The sequence below is a fragment of the Schaalia sp. Marseille-Q2122 genome (assembly GCF_903645355.1).
Taxonomy (GTDB): Bacteria; Actinomycetota; Actinomycetes; order Actinomycetales; family Actinomycetaceae; genus Pauljensenia.
Genome location: NZ_CAHJXR010000005.1, coordinates 205,286 through 221,556 on the forward strand (window position 1 = coordinate 205,286; position 16,271 = coordinate 221,556).

Here is a 16,271-nt window from a genome sequence, read left to right on the forward strand (position 1 = left end):
ACACCTTTGCCTCGGTCAGTAGTAGGCTAGTGGGGTGAGCACATTCCATATGACACGCATTCCCGCAGTTGAGCTCTTCCCCGTCGTTGAGGGAGGCCGCCTGCCCGCTAAGGCCACTGAAGGAGAACCCTTCCCCATCCGCGCCACCGTCTTCAGGGAAGGACACGACGCCCTCGCCGCTGAGGCCGTCCTCCTCACCCCCAGCGGCGCTGTCCACTCCCGCACGCTCATGCGTGACATTGCCAAGGGGCTGGACCGCTACGAGGCGTGGGTAATGGCGCCCACGCCCGGAGACTGGTCCTTCCGCGTGGATACTTGGGCTGACCCCTATGCCACTTGGCGCCACGATGCGACGATCAAGATCAAGGCGGGCATCGATGTTGAGCTCATGTGCGAAGAGGGCGCGCGCCTCATGGAACGCTGCATTGCCGGGAGGGCGATTGCAAACCCCACCCAGGCTCCTGCTCCCGCCGCCCTGCGTGAGGTGCTGACGGCGGCGGCCTCGTCCTTACGCGACCGCACCCTGACCCCCCAGCAACGCCTTTCAGCGGGCCTAGCTTCGCAGGTGAAGGCCGCCTTTGCGGCCCACCCCGTGCGTGATCTCCTGGACTCAACCGAGGCCTACCCCCTGGACGTGGCACGCTCACGCGCACTGGCAGGCGCCTGGTATGAGATCTTCCCTCGCTCAGCCGGAGCCTTCCAAAAGCCTGACGGAACCTGGGTGTCGGGCACCCTGCGCGGCGCAGCAGAGGACCTGCCGCGTATCGCTTCGATGGGCTTTGACGTCATTTACCTCACCCCCATCCACCCCATTGGTACCACCCACCGCAAGGGGAAAAACAATACCCTCACAGCCCGTGAAGGCGACCCAGGTTCCCCCTACGGCATTGGTTCCGCCGAGGGCGGTCATGACGCTATCCACCCTGATCTGGGCACCTTCGACGATTTTGACGCTTTTGTCGCTCGCGCGAAGGCCAATGGTATGGAGGTCGCCCTTGATCTGGCCCTCCAATGCTCCCCCGACCACCCCTGGGTCACCCAACACCCCGAATGGTTCAATGTCCGAGCCGATGGAACCATTGCCTATGCGGAAAACCCTCCCAAGAAGTATCAAGACATTTACCCCCTGAACTTCGACAAAGACCCTGAAGGCTTAGGCGATGCTATTCGTGATGTGATCCAGGTGTGGATCGATCACGGGGTGACGATCTTCCGCGTCGATAACCCCCACACAAAGCCGCTGAATTTCTGGAAGGACACCCTCGATCACTTCCACGCCGCCCACCCCGAGGTCATCTTCCTGGCGGAGGCCTTCACCCGTCCAGCCATGATGCGCACGCTGGGGGCAATTGGTTTTGACCAGTCCTACACCTATTTCACCTGGCGGGTCGACAAGGACGAGATCATCGACTACCTCACCGAGGTTTCCACCCAGACCGCCCACCTTATGCGCCCGGCTTTCTGGCCGACCACGCACGACATTTTGACCCCTCAGATGTGGACGGGTGGAACGGCGATCTTTGCGCTGCGAGCAATCCTGGCGGCCACGTCCTCACCCACCTGGGGTATCTATTCTGGCTATGAGTTTGTCGAGAATGAGCCTCGCCCCGGCTTTGAAGAGCAGAACAATAACGAAAAGTACGAGTACCGCCCACGCGTATGGGAAGAAGCCGAGGCGACGGGTATTCCTCAGCTCTTCACCCTGCTCAATGCCGCGCGGGCGAAGCACCCGGCCCTGCGGCAGTTGCATCAGATTCGTTTCCACCACACCGACCACCCTGAAATTTTGTGCTTCTCCCGCCAAGTTGATGGACGTTTTACCACCTCGGGTGAGACAGATACGGTCATCACCGTCTTGTCGTTGAATCCTCACGACACCGTCGAGGGCACGATTGAACTTGATTTGAGTGAAATGGGCGTCGGAGAATCCGGCGGTCACGGGGATCACCTTGTTGACCTGGTTGATGAACTGGACGGACGCCACTACACCTGGGGCACAAAGAACTGGGTCCGTTTGTCGCCCTGGACTCGCCTGGGGCATATCATGGCAGTAGTGCCGTCCCGCACGCATTCCACCTGGGAGGATTAACCGATGGAGCTGACACCAATTACCGTGGATACGTCCCTGCTTGACGCCGTTGCCGCAGGCCACCACTACATGCCGCATGCCGTGCTGGGCGCCCATCTGGGCGAAGACAGCGTCACGATCCGCAGCGTTCATCATCTGGCTGATGCCGTCGAGATCGTCACCACTGAGGGTTCCTTCCCTGCCGTTCACGAGCGCTCGGGTGTGTGGGTGGCGGTACTGCCCCTGACAGTCATCCCCGACTATCGCGTGCGCGTCACCTACGGGGATCACACCACCGAGGTGGACGACCCTTATCGTTTCCTGCCCACCCTGGGTGAGATGGACACCTACCTCATTTCTGAGGGCCGCCACGAGGACCTGTGGAAGGTCCTGGGTGCGCGCATCATGCGTTTCGAGGGTGAGCTTGGGCCTGTCGAGGGCGTCGCCTTCGCCGTGTGGGCCCCCAACGCGCGGGCTGTGCGCGTGGTGGGTGACTTTAACTTCTGGGATGGCACCGCGACCGCCATGCGTTCCCTGGGTGCTTCGGGCGTGTGGGAGTTGTTCGTGCCGGGCGTGAAGGTGGGTGCCCGCTATAAGTTCGAGATCCAGGGGCCTGGCGGTAACTGGTTCCAAAAGGCTGACCCGATGGCTCGCGCCACGGAGATTCCCCCGGCGACGGCCTCGGTGGTCACTGATCGTTTCCATGAGTGGGAAGACGATGAGTGGATGGCCAAGCGCGCAGCCACCAACCCCCACGAGGGCCCGATGTCGATCTACGAGGTTCACGTGGGCTCGTGGCGTCAGGGGCTGGGATACCGCGAACTCGCTGACGAGCTGGTGCCCTATGTGACGAAGATGGGCTTTACGCACGTGGAGTTCATGCCCGTTGCCGAGCACCCCTTCGGTGGTTCCTGGGGCTACCAGGTGACCTCCTACTATGCGCCAACCTCACGCTATGGCACCCCTGATGACTTCCGCTACCTGGTGGATCGCCTGCACCAGGCGGGCATTGGCGTCATCTTGGACTGGGTGCCCGCTCACTTCCCCAAGGACGATTGGGCGCTGGCTCGTTTTGATGGCACTGCCCTGTATGAGGATCCGGACCCGCTGCGCGGCGAGCACCCTGACTGGGGCACCTATGTCTTTAACTTCGGTCGGCGCGAGGTGCGTAACTTCCTGGTGGCCAATGCCCTGTACTGGCTGGAAGAGTTCCACATTGATGGCCTACGTGTGGATGCGGTGGCCTCAATGCTCTACCTCGACTACTCGCGTAATGACGGCCAGTGGCGCCCCAACCAATTTGGTGGACGCGAGAATCTGGAAGCCATTGAGTTCATCCAGGAAGCCAACGCGACCGCCTACCGCGCCCACCCTGGCATCATGATGATCGCGGAGGAATCCACCGCATGGCCGGGCGTCACGGCACCAACCTCGGGTGGCGGCCTGGGCTTTGGGATGAAGTGGAATATGGGGTGGATGAATGACACCCTGCGCTACATGCAAGAAGACCCGGTGAATCGTCGCTGGCATCATGGAGAGCTGACCTTCTCGCTGGTCTACGCTTTCTCGGAGAACTTCGTCCTGCCCTTGTCTCATGACGAGGTTGTGCACGGCAAGGGCTCGCTGATCAATAAGATGCCGGGCGATAAGTGGCAGCGCATGGCTGGCTTGCGCGCCCTCTTTGCCTACCAGTGGTCCCACCCTGGCAAGCAGCTACTCTTCATGGGTCAGGAGATCGCTCAGGAGGTGGAGTGGCAGGAGGCCTACGGCCTGGACTGGTGGCTGCTTGACCAGCCCGATCACGCGGGCCTGAACCGCCTGGTGGCTGCGTTGAATAAGGTCTACACCTCCTCTCCTGCCCTGTGGGATGACGACTACACGGGCTTTGAGTGGATTGATGCCTCTGACGGGGACCACAATGTCATCTCTTACCTGCGTAAGGGCGCAGTGGAGGGTGGCGAGCAGGATGTGCTCGTGTGCGTGGCAAACTTTGCGGGCAACCCCCACGAGGGCTACCGCGTGGGCCTGCCCTTTGGGGGCGAGTGGGAGGAAGTCCTCAACACCGACGATGTGGCCTTTGGTGGTTCGGGTGTGACCAATGTGGGCACCATCTACGCCGAGCATATCGGCTGGAATGGGCGCGCTCACTCGGTGGAGTTGCGCGTACCGCCGCTGGGCGCCGTGTGGCTGCGTCCCAAGCGAGGCTAATGTTCCTCGCTCTTTTGGCGGGTGACTGATCGTCGTGGGCGGGTGCGATTCTGAGCGGACGTACCCGCCCTCGCTTATTCTTGGGGCTATGGGTTTACGAGCAAATTATTGCCTGGTCACTGATGATGAGGCGCGCGCCCTGGTCAAAGCCGCTGGAGAAGGCGAGGAAGCCTTTGGCGAGCTTGCTGAACAGCTGCTTGAAGCATCTGAACTGGGCCTCGACATTGACAAGATGTGGGACATCCTGCACTTTATTCTGACGGGCGTTGCCTCTGATGAACCACCAGAGGATGACGCGCTGAGTGAGTCGATCGTCGGCGTTGATGCCTTCGATATTGACGATTATGCCGCCTTGACCGAGGCCGTCCGCGTGCCCGATATTGCGGCTGCACTTGAAGCGCTCGATTGTGAGGCCGCGATGGCGGGCTTTTCGATGCGGGCGGGCGCAGAGGCTGAACTCTACCCCGATGTGTGGGATGACGAGGACGAGTGGGATGACCTCCAAGAGGAGATCAGGAGTTGCCTTGCTGCCATGCGGGCGTTCTACACGGCTGCGGTGGCCTCGGGACAGCATGTCCTCGTGACCATCTGGTAGGTGCCATCTGCTAAGCACTGGCTGGTAAGCGCTGGCTGCTAGGCGTCAGGTCCAAGCAGAGCCTCAGACCTTTTCAGTGCGCCCCAGCCTCGCTGTCCGATGAGGGGCTGGGGTTGCGTTTACTGTGAACGCTCTTCGCTGCCTATCAACGCTGGTCAGGGCTTCCCCCCCCCCCACGGAAAAGTATGTAATATTTGAATATCCGCTTACTGTGACACATCGGGACGCGAAGGAGCACCCCCATGGCACTATCTCTTCGGCATATTGGTCTTGGCCTGACAGGGGTCCTCATTGTTGGCGCTCTGGGCGCCACGCTCGGAGCCCTCACCTTTGCTCCCCCAGTTCCCAGTTCCTTGAGCACGCCCCCTTCCATTACCTCAGCAGCTGTGAGCAGTCGCTCCTTCGTTGATGAACGCACCGTGACTATCACTCTCAAGATCAAAGAAGCCGATGCTGCCGTTACTCCACGAGCCGGACGTGTCACAGCGCTGAATGTTACCCCTGGTAGCGAGCTCACCTCCGGCTCTCCTATGCTCAGCCTTGACGGTCATCGCATTATCGCTCTTCATACTGCAACGCCTCTCTATCGCGAAATCAATGACGAGGCAGTCGGCACCGATATTGAAGCTCTTCAAAACGAACTCGTTAACCTTGGTTACGACATTGCTGTCACCGGCCGCGGCAGTTGGGGCACACGTTATGCTCTAGCTGACCTGCTCGACATTGATGACGGTAATGGCGGTGTGCCCGCCTCGATCCCCCACGACCTTATCTTCTGGCTGCCTGCCCAGAAGGTCAACGTTAAGGCTGTCAACGCACACCTGGGCGACGTGCTAGAACCCAACGCTGAGCTGGTGACGCTCACAGGCGGGGCGAGTAGCGGCTTCATTACCCTGCCACCGGGAGCTGTTGACGGCTCGCGCGTCCTTAAAGTCAGCGGCAAGGACTACCCCGTTCCTGACACCGGCATTATCGAAGATCAAGCTCTCCTCCAGGCCATCGTTGCTTCTGAGGCCTACACCTTTGGCCAGATGCAACAGCAAGGCAAGGAGGACGCGGTGCTGTCTTTACCGTGGAAGCTCGCTGAGCCCATTGACGTGCAGGCTGTGCCTGCTGCGGCTCTCTTTGATGTCACGCCTGAGACGGCATGTGTCTCCAGTGGGGGAAAGATCCTACCTGTGACGATCATTGCCTCTGAACTGGGACAAAGTTTCATCACCACCGCCGAGCCTCTGACCGAGGTTGACCTGCAGGTGGAGGGCCTGAAATGTCCGTGATTCTGCGCGATCTTGGACACCGTTTCCCCGGTGGCCCGTGGCTGTTTCGCACGGTGAACGCCCAGGTCGTGCCAGGTGACGTGACAGCGTTGATTGGCCCGTCGGGTTCGGGGAAGTCAACGATGCTGGCCATTATTGCTGGGTGGATTGGCGCTGCCGAGGGCGCAGTGGAGATTGCCCCGCGCGCGGATGGCTCTCCGGCAAGACTCAACTGGGTGTTCCAGAATCCTCATGGCGTGCCGCGCCGCAGCGCCATCGATCATGTGATGGTTCCTCTCTTTGCGCGCGGTTTTACTATTCCCCAAGCGCAGGAGGCCGCGCAGGCCCTCATGGAAGACTTTGCGCTCAGCCATGTCGCAGACAGACCTTTTGCTACCCTCTCAGGCGGTGAGGGCCAGCGTCTCATGCTTGCTCGCGCTCTTGCTGCAGCTCCTGATGTGCTCCTCGTTGATGAGCCCACTGCCCAGCTTGACCAGCGCACCGCACACCAGGTCGCAGGAACCTTGACTGCCCTGCAAAGCCGTGGCGTGGCGGTCATTATTGCCACTCACGACCCCTCGGTGCGCGATCAGTGTTCCTCGGTCATTGATTTGGCCGACTTCGTCTCCTTCGATGATGACGAGGGCATTACAGCAGCGGAGGTGGGAGCGTGAAGTCCTCCGCATTGCGCCGCGAAATCTGGCGCGATATCTCGACCGGCACTGCGTGGAGTGTCATATTCACGCTCGTTGCCTCTGTGCTCTTGACGGGGCTGGCCGCTGCCGACGTGCTCTTGGTGAGCAGGATTAATGCTCAGGCCGAGCACTACCGCTCCTCGATGGCCTCGATTATGGTGATGGAGGCCAAGGGGAAGATCAATGCTCACGCCTGCCTTGCGCTCTCACGCCAGCCGGGCGTTCATGCCGTCGTTGCCGTGCGTTCCCCCGAGAAGCAGGTGAGCGCTGACGCACTGCCCTCCTCCTCGATCCGTACCTACGAGTCCACCCCCGGTGTGGAGCGCATCCTTCGTATCCCCGTGACGGAGCGCGCGGGTACTGACATTGCGCCCGAGCAGGTGGGAGCCTACGTGTCCCAAAGTGTGGCCGAAACCTTAGCGCTCAGCCCTGGCGAGCGCTTCAGCCTCGGCGGCCAGCAGACGATGACAATGGGGATCTTTCCGTGGGACGAGGCCGACGGGCGCCGCCCCGGTTTTGCCTACTCCCTCTTTTTGCCGGTGCCGCCCCGGGGGAGCTTCGATGAGTGCTGGGTGGAGACTTGGCCGATGAACCCTGCGCTCGATTCCATGATCCGTGGAAGCGTTGAGGCGGGCGAGAATCTTCCGCATCTGAGCCCCAAGCTCTACCCCTTCAATTCTTCTTTGGGCGCTACCTTTGACGGTAATGGTCTCTTTCACGATCGTCTGAGTGCTTATGCGCCGTGGCTTGTAGCGGTGCTTGGTGTGCTCATTGGTGCTGCCAGCGTGTGGCGCAGGCGCTTGGAGATCTCCTCAGATCTGCATGCTGGTGTGGCGCGCGCGGATATCCTCGTGAAGTTCATGTGGGAGAGCGCCATCTGGGTGACGGCCACACAGATTCTGGCCCTGCCTGTCATGACCTGGATGGTTTTGCGCAATCCTGCCGCTGACCAAGGTCAGATGTGGATGATGGTGCTTCTCTACCTGTTTCTCAGCGCGGCCTCGTGCCTGATCGGCGCTTTCCTTGCCACCCTTGGCGTGCGCGAGAAGCACCTCCTGTCCTTCTTCAAGAATAGGTGAGCCCTATGACACACACAGCGCATTCATCATCGTTGTCTCCTTCCCTCCAGGCTGACCGACGCTCTTGGAAGCGTTGGGGCGCCTGCGCCGCCCTCATCCCCCTCATATCTTTCAGTGCGGGGTGTGCGGCCATGAGCGGCGGGGATGAGGACGCTTCAGCCGCTCGCAGCGCCGAGCTCTACGCCGCCGAATTTGAAGAAGCGCGCCAACGCACAGCGAACGCTCCCCTCGCACAAGAGATCCTCGCTGACAATCGCATCACTGAAGCCGAGATGATCGGTATGTTGGACCTGTGGTCGACCTGCATGCAGGACAATGGCGTGACAGGCTACCAAGAGGGGCTGGACCCGGATTCACTGAAGTGGGATGATTCGGTGCCGTGGGAGGTCTATGAACGCGCTCAAGAGAATTGCATCGCAAAAACTGGTTATTTCGAGGTGAGCATCCTCTATCGGAGCATCACCGTTAATCCTGAGAACTACAATTGGAGTGCGCTCACCGTTCAGTGCCTCACGCGCAATCAGGTGCTTGAACCTGGATTCACCGCAGAACAGTACGACAAGGTCGCTGAGGACTTCGGTCGGGCGATCACCGAAGATAGTGTTGTTGCTGGAGGTCCGTCATTCCCCTTCCTGGGTGATCCAGCCACAGCCGAATGGATCCACGGCGAGTGTTCTCGCGATCATCGTTTCGACCGCCAGGCGGTCAGCGAACCCGCATGGGTCGATATGATGCGCCGTGAACGCAATGGGGAAACGACGGAAAACACCGGCAGAACAGGACAGTCCTCCGCGTCATAGGCGCGCAATGGCGAAAGGACAGCGGGGACATGCAGCGGGTTCATGCGGGGCGTTCAGGCCAGTACCTGCGCGCTGGCACGCCCATTCGTTGGCTAGCCAGCGGCTGCCTGGGTAGCATCCTCCTGACAGGCTGCACGATAGGCCCACAGGACACCGGCGTCACGGCGGAGGTCTCAGGCCAGGCGTATGCCACCGAGTTTGACCAGGCGCGCCGTGATTCTGCCTCCTCACCCCTAGCCCAGCAAATTCTTGAGGACAACATTATTAGCGAGCAGGAGATGCTCGAACTGCTCGATGCCTATTCAGCCTGCATGATCGGCAATGGTGTCAGCGGTTTCACCGCAAGTCTCACTGGGGACGGTGGGAACGATGCCACTGTCACTCGGGCCGTGTACGATGCCGCAGAGAGCAACTGCCAGAAGCAAACCGGCTACCACGCCATCGAGTTCCTCTACAGAGACATCAGAGAAAATCCTTCGAACTACAACCGTTTCGAGATCCTTGTTGCCTGTTTTGTGCGCAACCGAATCGTTGAACCAGGGTATTCGCCAGAGCAGTATCACCGAGAGACAGAAACCTTTTTCCACCAGGTCAAAGAGCAGACCGAGATCCTGGGTGCAAGGCCGTATTCCTTCGTCGGTGATCCAGTCACGGCCGAGTGGATTTTTTCGGAATGTAGCCGCAATTCGAGCTTCAATCGCGAAGACGTGCCCGAACCCGACTACCTCGAAGAGATTCGCCGCAGCGAGGAAGGACTACCCCCTATCGGCGCTCCCTCGGAGGCCGAAGAGAGCACCTTCGAAGATGCCGGACAATCCGATCCGCTGAACTGATCCCTCAGATCATCAGCAGCGTGGCAAGCTTCTGCCGGGCAGCGCGCACCTCGTCAGTAGCCCCAGCAATACGGAACAAGTCCAAGAGACGCAGTCGTGCAGCGTCACGCTCCTCCCCCGCTGTTGAGGCAATCGCAGCCAGGAGCACCTCAAAAGCCTGGGCATGCTGCCCATCGGCAAAAAGGGCGTCCGCCTGAGCGGCAGCTTCCTCTGCTCCGGCTTCGCCGACGGCTCCGGCCTCGTCAGACAAGCCCTGCTGGCGCGCCAGCAGACGCACGCGAGCCACAGCCGCCTTCGCTGCCTCATCCTTCGGGTGGTGCTCAATGACCTTCTCCCAGGCGGCAATCGCGCCCAGCAGGTCCCCGGCCTCCTCTGCGGCAAGAGCAGGCAGGTGTTCCTCAGGGATCGGGGCAGCGGTGTCGGCTTCGGACACCTTCACCCCGCCCGTCACACCCATCTGCGCGGCAGCAGCCAGAAGGTCCTCAATCACCGGCACAACCTGCTCAGCCGCAGCAGACCCCTGGAAAAGGGGCACAGGACGACCGCCAATAACAGCAACCACCGTCGGCAGAGCCTGAATCTGGAAAGCCTGAGCAATCGCAGGCGATGCGGCAGCGTCAATCTCCACAAGCTGGAAGCGACCCGCGAACCGGCGGGCAACATCTTCCATCATCGTGACAGTGCTGCGTGACTCCAAAGAGGCCTGCGCCCACAGCACAATGACCACCGGCACTGCCCGCGAGGTCGACATGACCAGCTCAAAAGTGGACTCATCAGCTTGGGTAATGAGCGGCACGTCCAGACGAACACTCACCACATCCTCGCGTTGAGTGGCATCACCCACCGGCGCCTGCCCCTCAGAAGGAACTCCCACAGGGCTTCCCTGGGCAGCATGCGCCGCCAAATCAATCGCCCCGTGAGAATCTGCCGGGGCTGAGGGCGTCTGAGGCTCAGAGGCTCCCATTGGCTGCGTCATCGTCAGGGTCACTCTCCTTCAGGCTTCGCGGCGTCATCACGGGTCACGGATTCAATGGCCCGCTCTACGCCAATAACACTGGCCTTATCGTTCGATCCCTCCACAGGAACACGGATCAACACATTCAGCAAGTAGTTGACCGTTACCTTACCCACGACATTGGCATCCCCTGCCAAAGCTGCAGGAGAACCACCCAACTGCATCTTTGAACGGGCAATCGTGCGATCGTACGTGTGAGAGTAGGTCACAGTACCCGATACAAGCGCTGACCCATCCTGCAGGAGAACACCGGTCACAGGGAAATCACCTGTCTGAGCCTTCGCTGTTACCGTACCAGCAGAGGACACTGCCTCATTAAGGTCCTTCACTGTTTTGAGGTAGCTGTTTTGAGTGAACTCATCAGCAGTGAACAGATCCGAGCCAGCCGTACCCGAGTTCAACACCTCGGCGTACTTGGCAATCGCATCCTTCGGAGTCACAACAAACCCCGCTGCATCGGGAGCAAGATAAGGGGAGCCCTCTTGGACAGACAGTGTTGAAATCTTCGTGCCGCCAAGCAGTCGCGTCCAGTTCTGGAGCTTGTAGCCAGAACGCGCATCCTCTTGAACGAAAACATAGGCTGCCGGAAGGGCACCACTTTCTGCCTTCGAAATATCGACAACGACACGCGGCCATTCAGCCGAATTTGTCACCGTCAAAAGCTGCGGAGTCAGATCCAGATGAGGAACAGCAGCACCCGTCTTGGAGGCCAGGGTGTACTGAGCTGCGCGCATCTTCAGCGCAGGATCGCTCACGCGTTCGGTCAGAAGCTCGGCCTTGCCCGCCTTATCCGCCTCATCAATGGTTTCTTGAGCCTCGCGCAACATCGCATCGATGCGTTCCGCATCAAGGTTAGGCGTGCCGCTCTGGCTCTCGGATTGGGTGGGGGAATCAACCACCACGTCGCCCGAGCAGGCTGCCAATGATCCCGAGGCGAGGAGCGCCAGAGCAAGCAGGGCGCTCAGAGGTCGTGCGTTCGTCATTGGTCCTCCTTCGAGGTGGTACCACGCTTCATCCACGAGGACATCAAGGAGCTCCATCCCCCACCGTGGGAGGAGGAATCGTCTTCATGTTCCTTCGAGGAATCCTCTTCCGCCGCCGGGGCGGCGCTGTCAGTGCGAGGACTATCCTCCTGGCGGGTCACCACGGGCAACAGGCCCGTGTCGAATTCGCGGCCATCGATGACCAGGCGTTCCAAGCCTCGCTCGCGTGCTTCGCGCAGGGCCCGACGCGAGGGAAGGATTGCTGCCCCCGGTCGGATCGACGACAGGTCGATAGTTCCCGTATCCGTGGGGACAGTCTCGGGCGGGTCGATCTCAATGGGCCCGCCATTGGCGGCATGACGGCCAATGGTCAATACTCGAGGCTCAGGTTCAGCTGGCGCCTTCGGAGCGTCCTGCGGCGACATGACCGGCACGTCGGCAGTATCGTCACTGACCTCCATCTCACCGTCATACTCGGATTCGTGAAGGTCGTGAGCATCCTCCACCTGGGAATCCACCATCTGCGCGTATCCCTGCAGGTAGCTCGCCTCGTCGTGAGCGGTGGTATGCTCCGGGGCGTGCTCATCGGAGGTCTCAGGGTGAGCCCACCCTTCATCGGGGGCAGTGGAGAAGACCCCAATGGTGTGCTCTACCGGTGAAGGCAGATCCTCGTTCCGAACCTCCTCACCGGGGGACGCTGCAGGTGCCTCCTCAAGGGAAGCGAAATCCCCAGCGTCAGTATGCCCAGCGTCTCCGCTAGCAGCCCCCTCATCGGACATAAGGGGCTGTGCAGGGGCCTCCACCTCGGGCGTTGCCTCACTAGAGAACGCGCCCTGGTCTGCCTTCTCCACATCCGCTTCTGCCAATTCAGCCTCGTCAGGTGCGGTTTCTTCAGCAGCATCGCCTGGCGTTTCCTCCACATCTGTGGAGGAAACGCCACTCTCAGCGTCCTGGCCCTCCACAGAAGCCGCATAGTCAGCGATCTCTTCCAAAGAGATCGCCTGAGTGTCCGTAATATCGGCACTCTCACGAGCAGCAATGCGTTCTGCGCGCTCAAGGCGAGCATTCTGCAGACGCCACTGGCGGTAGGCCAAGAACACAGCAGCAGCTGCGAAAAGGATCGCCATCCCCCATGCAAAGAGGGCAACAACGTTTGCCTTCTTCACACCCCAGGTGAGGGTAATCGTCGGAGCGACAGTACCCGACTCGGTAGCTGCCATAATCGCCTGCCCCGATGCGACATCCCTCAGATCCAAGGATACTGAGCCCTTACCGCTAACTTCCCGCAGCCACATGTCATTGGAGACGAGCTCACGGACCACGCTCTGGCCAGACTGCGCTGCATCAGCTGCAGCAGGGGCAGTCGTCGCGCCGCTCTGCACCTGAGCGCCGCTCTGGGCCTGCGTGCCGCTCTGCGCTTGTGTGCCACTTTGGGTCCCCTGCGCGCTTTGAGCAGCCTGGGCACTCGCGGAATCATGCTCAGTGGTCTTGAGCATCGTCAAGCCGCCCTCCACACCAATAATCTCGGTGTATGCAGAGGTACCAATCCAGCCCATAATGTCTGCCGGAGTACCCACCACGAGGGCGACATCCTCGTCCTGCGCAGCAGAAGCAGTGACCCTGACGTTCTCGCCAAACAGCGGCAGGACGCCATCACGCGTCATGACGAAAGGCTGCGAGGGAGTCACCGAAGCGACCACTTCCTGTGCAGGCTTCCACACTGTCAGTCCCAAAATGCCCACAATCATGCTGAGGACAGCCAGCGCTGCAGCAACCAGCGCTGCAGCAAATTGTTGAAGGCGTTCCATAAGTCATGCTCCTTGTGACGGCTGTTGCTAGCGATCCTTACAACGATACGGTAAATGTGGCAATGCTGTCAGAATGAGAGCGCCCTATTAGAAAAAACTCACCGAAAACGCAGTATTACTCATGTAATTCTAGTGTTTCAGGGCTAACGGGGCCTCAATCTTCTGTCCCAACAATCTGAATGCCAGTGTCGACGCCCCTCCAAACCCTGAGGCATCCCAAAAGGAGCCTCCTCAGGCCAGGCAACGACATGCGCCACCCCGGCCGCCACCGTATGCAAACAGCCTGGACACACGTAATCCTTCGTTCCTCCACGCACCCGGCGCACCTGGTAGGGCTCACCTCCAGGACCGCTCTCTGTCCGCGGAACAGAAGCCAAGCGCCCCATATCAAGAGGGCGATGCTCCTGTCCCCACGGACGTTTCGAGGAACGACGCCCCATCAGCGCACCTGTTCACCGCGACGCCACACCGACACCACAGCCAGATCCTCATCAACAGCAACAACATCAGCCGAGCAGCCAGCCTCAAGACGCCCCACAGTGGAGTCACCCAGGATCGCCGCACCCGTCGCAGTCGCCATATATACCGCATCGACCAGGGGAATCTGCGCCTGCGTCACAGCAACACGCACACAATCCATCAGGTGCGCGGTTCCGCCAGCAATCGAGTCGCCTTCAGCCAGCCGCGCAACGCCTGCTTCCACGCGCACCTTCTGCGGGCCCAACTGGTACTCACCATCGGCCATACCCGCAGCAGCCATCGCATCGGTGACAAAGACACACTGCTCACGCCCAAGAATCGTGTACACCTCACGCACGATCGCAGGATCCAGGTGAATACCATCGCAGATCATCTCCACCACGGCACCCCCCTGGGAAGAATCAGCAAGGAACTCCGCAATCGGACCGGGATCACGATGATGTAAGGGACGCATCCCGTTAAAGAGGTGCGTCACAGTCGCGCGATCCGAGCGACGCTGCGCAGTGCGATCCAGGACCTCACGGGAATACTCCAAAGCGAGCTTCGCAGCCGCCGGATCAGCGTCCGTGTGCCCCCAGGAAGGCAGTGCGCCACCTTCAATGAGCACTTCTACCACGGACCCCTCACCAATCATGCCCGGCTTTTCGGGCGCGAGAGTCATCGTCACCGTATTGCCATTACTCGCTTCAATGAGGCGCGCAGTGAGCTGCGGATCAGGATCAATAATGTAGGTGCCATCCTGAGCGCCCTTACGCTCATGCGACACGAAGGGGCCCTCAAAGTGGATGCCCGCCAGTTCGCCCTCGTCAGTCAGGGCGCCCAGCAGGGTCGCGCGCTCAATGAGCACCTCGGGGGCTGCCGTCACCGTCGATGCCACAAGAGTCGTCGTCCCATGAGCGCGATGCTCCTCAATAGCGACCATGGCCTGTTCACGGGTAGTGGCATTGGGGAAGGATTCGCCACCGCCGCCGTGACAATGCACGTCAACAAGGCCCGGCATATACGTCAGGCCAGTGTGGGGAGCATCCTTGAGGAGGTCGGCGTATTCGGGATGCTCAGCCATGACGATGTCACGATCACCCACGGCGGTGATGGTGTCGCCAGCACAGAGGATCACTCCGTCATCGCAGACGGTTTCGGGCAGGATCACACGTCCTCGAAGGACCAGCATGTTGTCTGACATGTTCCCATCTTCCCACTTTTGGCCCCGTATCCCAAGGCGCCCTGCCCGCATACTTGTCGCTACTCGGCCACGCGCAGGCGAGCAACCTCAATCGCCTCACGCACTCGCGCCTCCAGCGCCTCCGTCACCCGCACTCCATCAGCCCACAACAACCCCTTATTCACCGGGTTGACGGCGATGACACGCCCTCCCTCAACGCACAGGGGACGGAAAAGGCCATTATTCGTCGGGCAGATAAGCTTCTCCCCAGCCGCGTCCGTCAAACTCAGACGATTCTTGAATCCCACATGGAGTTCATCAAAAGACGGCAGGTAGTGCAATGCCTCCGCCTCCTGCCGATTCGCGCTGAGGATATCGAGCAGGTCAGCGCGCATCACATAGTAGCCCGGCATACTCACGCCCCCAGGACGCGCTAAAAGAGGCTCGCAGACCTCAACGCCCACTTCGGCCTCGCCCTCGTACAACGCGCGCACCCACACCAGCGGGCCGGGCACAAACGTCGGTGCGCTCCCACCGCCCGACGAGGCCGAGGCCTCCACCGCCGCCAGCAGGGCACGCGCACTCACGCTCAAGCTCAGTCCCGTCCACCGTGCCAGGTCCGCAACGCTCACAGGCCCATGCCCCCAGGCATAACGCGCAGCAATCTGCGCAAGAGCCACTTCATGATTGGGCTGACCAAAAGCCACGCCCACGCCTGCAGGACTCGAATCGGCATCCGGCAAGCCCGAGGCGTCAACAATGAGGTGCTCTCCCCCAACCTGCTGGGCGCCCACAGCACGGCCTTCGATATGCAGGCGCAGGAGGAAAGCTCGCCTGCGAGCCTGAGCCTCCTCAGAGTCAGGATCAATCAACCCATCCTCTTCCCAGGCTCGACGCAGTTGCGCGCGTGTTGCCCCACCGGTGCGCGCGATCACCTCGCCGGCGACCTCGGCACTGCGCGCCAACTCAGCGTCAGTGAAGCGGGATGGGCCGTAGCGGTGCGCGAGGGCGGCACGCAGCCAGTGGTGATCCTCCCGGGTGGAAATATGCACCGTGCCGCGCATCGGCCACGAACGCAGGATCTGCTGCTCGGCAAAAGCCTGCCACACGCTGGCCCCTCCCCCGCTGCGCAGACGCGCGGTGATTGCGTGAGGGAGGGCCGAAACCTGCTGGCCCTGCATCGCTAGCGTGGCCTGGACAACCTGGGCGGGCGTGTCACCTCGCGTGGCCTCAACCAGGCCCAGCGAGCACATGCGCAGCAAGGAAAAATCATTAGGCATACTGGCCCC

General features: G+C 60.7%; 14 protein-coding genes. 8 read left to right on the top strand and 6 right to left on the bottom strand.

The annotated features are described in order from the left end of the window. Positions 1-49: 49 nt before the first annotated feature. The 8 genes from HWX48_RS07060 to HWX48_RS07095 all read left to right on the top strand — a co-directional run bounded on the left by HWX48_RS07060 (position 50) and on the right by HWX48_RS07095 (position 9,534). On the top strand, positions 50-2,089 hold the full coding sequence (locus HWX48_RS07060) for a maltotransferase domain-containing protein (RefSeq protein ID WP_175956278.1): 2,040 nt from the start codon (positions 50-52) through the stop codon (positions 2,087-2,089). Positions 2,090-2,092: 3 nt separating this feature from the next. Continuing rightward, positions 2,093-4,276, top strand: a complete 2,184-nt coding sequence (gene glgB, locus HWX48_RS07065; protein ID WP_175956013.1) for a 1,4-alpha-glucan branching protein GlgB — start codon at positions 2,093-2,095, stop codon at positions 4,274-4,276. Positions 4,277-4,364: 88 nt separating this feature from the next. Next, complete coding sequence (locus HWX48_RS07070) at positions 4,365-4,871, top strand: YfbM family protein (RefSeq protein WP_175956014.1); 507 nt, start codon at positions 4,365-4,367, stop codon at positions 4,869-4,871. 242 nt (positions 4,872-5,113) lie between these two features. After that, positions 5,114-6,148, top strand: coding sequence for a hypothetical protein (locus tag HWX48_RS07075; RefSeq protein WP_175956015.1), 1,035 nt, complete (start codon positions 5,114-5,116; stop codon positions 6,146-6,148). Continuing rightward, on the top strand, positions 6,139-6,801 hold the full coding sequence (locus tag HWX48_RS07080; protein ID WP_124871410.1) for an ATP-binding cassette domain-containing protein: 663 nt from the start codon (positions 6,139-6,141) through the stop codon (positions 6,799-6,801). The genes HWX48_RS07075 and HWX48_RS07080 overlap by 10 nt, the downstream gene beginning before the upstream one ends. After that, positions 6,798-7,901, top strand: a complete 1,104-nt coding sequence (locus tag HWX48_RS07085) for a hypothetical protein (protein WP_175956016.1) — start codon at positions 6,798-6,800, stop codon at positions 7,899-7,901. Before HWX48_RS07080 ends, HWX48_RS07085 begins: the two co-directional genes overlap by 4 nt. Before the next feature lie 5 nt (positions 7,902-7,906). Beyond that, positions 7,907-8,701, top strand: coding sequence for a hypothetical protein (locus tag HWX48_RS07090; protein ID WP_175956017.1), 795 nt, complete (start codon positions 7,907-7,909; stop codon positions 8,699-8,701). A 29-nt stretch (positions 8,702-8,730) separates the two neighbouring features. Next, complete coding sequence (locus HWX48_RS07095; RefSeq protein ID WP_175956019.1) at positions 8,731-9,534, top strand: hypothetical protein; 804 nt, start codon at positions 8,731-8,733, stop codon at positions 9,532-9,534. A gap of 4 nt (positions 9,535-9,538) precedes the next feature. Here HWX48_RS07095 and HWX48_RS07100 read toward each other — a convergent pair whose 3' ends face one another. The 6 genes from HWX48_RS07100 to HWX48_RS07120 form a co-directional block, all read right to left on the bottom strand. Beyond that, positions 9,539-10,510 (bottom strand): tetratricopeptide repeat protein, encoded by a 972-nt coding sequence (locus tag HWX48_RS07100; protein WP_254873007.1) that lies wholly within the window; start codon positions 10,508-10,510, stop codon positions 9,539-9,541. An 8-nt stretch (positions 10,511-10,518) separates the two neighbouring features. Then, positions 10,519-11,532 (bottom strand): hypothetical protein, encoded by a 1,014-nt coding sequence (locus tag HWX48_RS07105; protein ID WP_175956021.1) that lies wholly within the window; start codon positions 11,530-11,532, stop codon positions 10,519-10,521. After that, entirely contained in the window at positions 11,529-13,340 is a 1,812-nt protein-coding gene (locus tag HWX48_RS07110; RefSeq protein ID WP_175956023.1) for a hypothetical protein, read from the bottom strand. The genes HWX48_RS07105 and HWX48_RS07110 overlap by 4 nt, the downstream gene beginning before the upstream one ends. A 143-nt stretch (positions 13,341-13,483) precedes the next feature. Beyond that, on the bottom strand, positions 13,484-13,726 hold the full coding sequence (locus HWX48_RS11240) for a hypothetical protein (protein WP_254873017.1): 243 nt from the start codon (positions 13,724-13,726) through the stop codon (positions 13,484-13,486). 53 nt (positions 13,727-13,779) lie between these two features. After that, on the bottom strand, positions 13,780-15,003 hold the full coding sequence (locus tag HWX48_RS07115) for an N-acetylglucosamine-6-phosphate deacetylase (protein ID WP_175956031.1): 1,224 nt from the start codon (positions 15,001-15,003) through the stop codon (positions 13,780-13,782). A 59-nt stretch (positions 15,004-15,062) separates the two neighbouring features. Then, the gene (locus tag HWX48_RS07120) at positions 15,063-16,262 is read right to left on the bottom strand and encodes a crosslink repair DNA glycosylase YcaQ family protein (protein WP_175956033.1); all 1,200 of its coding nucleotides are present in this window, start codon (positions 16,260-16,262) and stop codon (positions 15,063-15,065) included. Positions 16,263-16,271: the final 9 nt, after the last annotated feature.

Excerpts from the sequence above, each read along its gene's own strand:
- HWX48_RS07075 (WP_175956015.1), top strand. The coding sequence starts at position 5,114 with ATGGCACTATCTCTTCGGCATATTGGTCTTGGCCTGACAGGGGTCCTC.
- HWX48_RS07105 (WP_175956021.1), bottom strand. The coding sequence starts at position 11,532 with ATGACGAACGCACGACCTCTGAGCGCCCTGCTTGCTCTGGCGCTCCTC.
- glgB (WP_175956013.1), top strand. The coding sequence starts at position 2,093 with ATGGAGCTGACACCAATTACCGTGGATACGTCCCTGCTTGACGCCGTT.
- HWX48_RS07095 (WP_175956019.1), top strand. The coding sequence starts at position 8,731 with ATGCAGCGGGTTCATGCGGGGCGTTCAGGCCAGTACCTGCGCGCTGGC.
- HWX48_RS11240 (WP_254873017.1), bottom strand. The coding sequence starts at position 13,726 with ATGGGGCGCTTGGCTTCTGTTCCGCGGACAGAGAGCGGTCCTGGAGGT.
- HWX48_RS07060 (WP_175956278.1), top strand. The coding sequence starts at position 50 with ATGACACGCATTCCCGCAGTTGAGCTCTTCCCCGTCGTTGAGGGAGGC.
- HWX48_RS07115 (WP_175956031.1), bottom strand. The coding sequence starts at position 15,003 with ATGTCAGACAACATGCTGGTCCTTCGAGGACGTGTGATCCTGCCCGAA.
- HWX48_RS07080 (WP_124871410.1), top strand. The coding sequence starts at position 6,139 with ATGTCCGTGATTCTGCGCGATCTTGGACACCGTTTCCCCGGTGGCCCG.
- HWX48_RS07120 (WP_175956033.1), bottom strand. The coding sequence starts at position 16,262 with ATGCCTAATGATTTTTCCTTGCTGCGCATGTGCTCGCTGGGCCTGGTT.
- HWX48_RS07070 (WP_175956014.1), top strand. The coding sequence starts at position 4,365 with ATGGGTTTACGAGCAAATTATTGCCTGGTCACTGATGATGAGGCGCGC.
- HWX48_RS07100 (WP_254873007.1), bottom strand. The coding sequence starts at position 10,510 with ATGACGCAGCCAATGGGAGCCTCTGAGCCTCAGACGCCCTCAGCCCCG.
- HWX48_RS07090 (WP_175956017.1), top strand. The coding sequence starts at position 7,907 with ATGACACACACAGCGCATTCATCATCGTTGTCTCCTTCCCTCCAGGCT.
- HWX48_RS07110 (WP_175956023.1), bottom strand. The coding sequence starts at position 13,340 with ATGGAACGCCTTCAACAATTTGCTGCAGCGCTGGTTGCTGCAGCGCTG.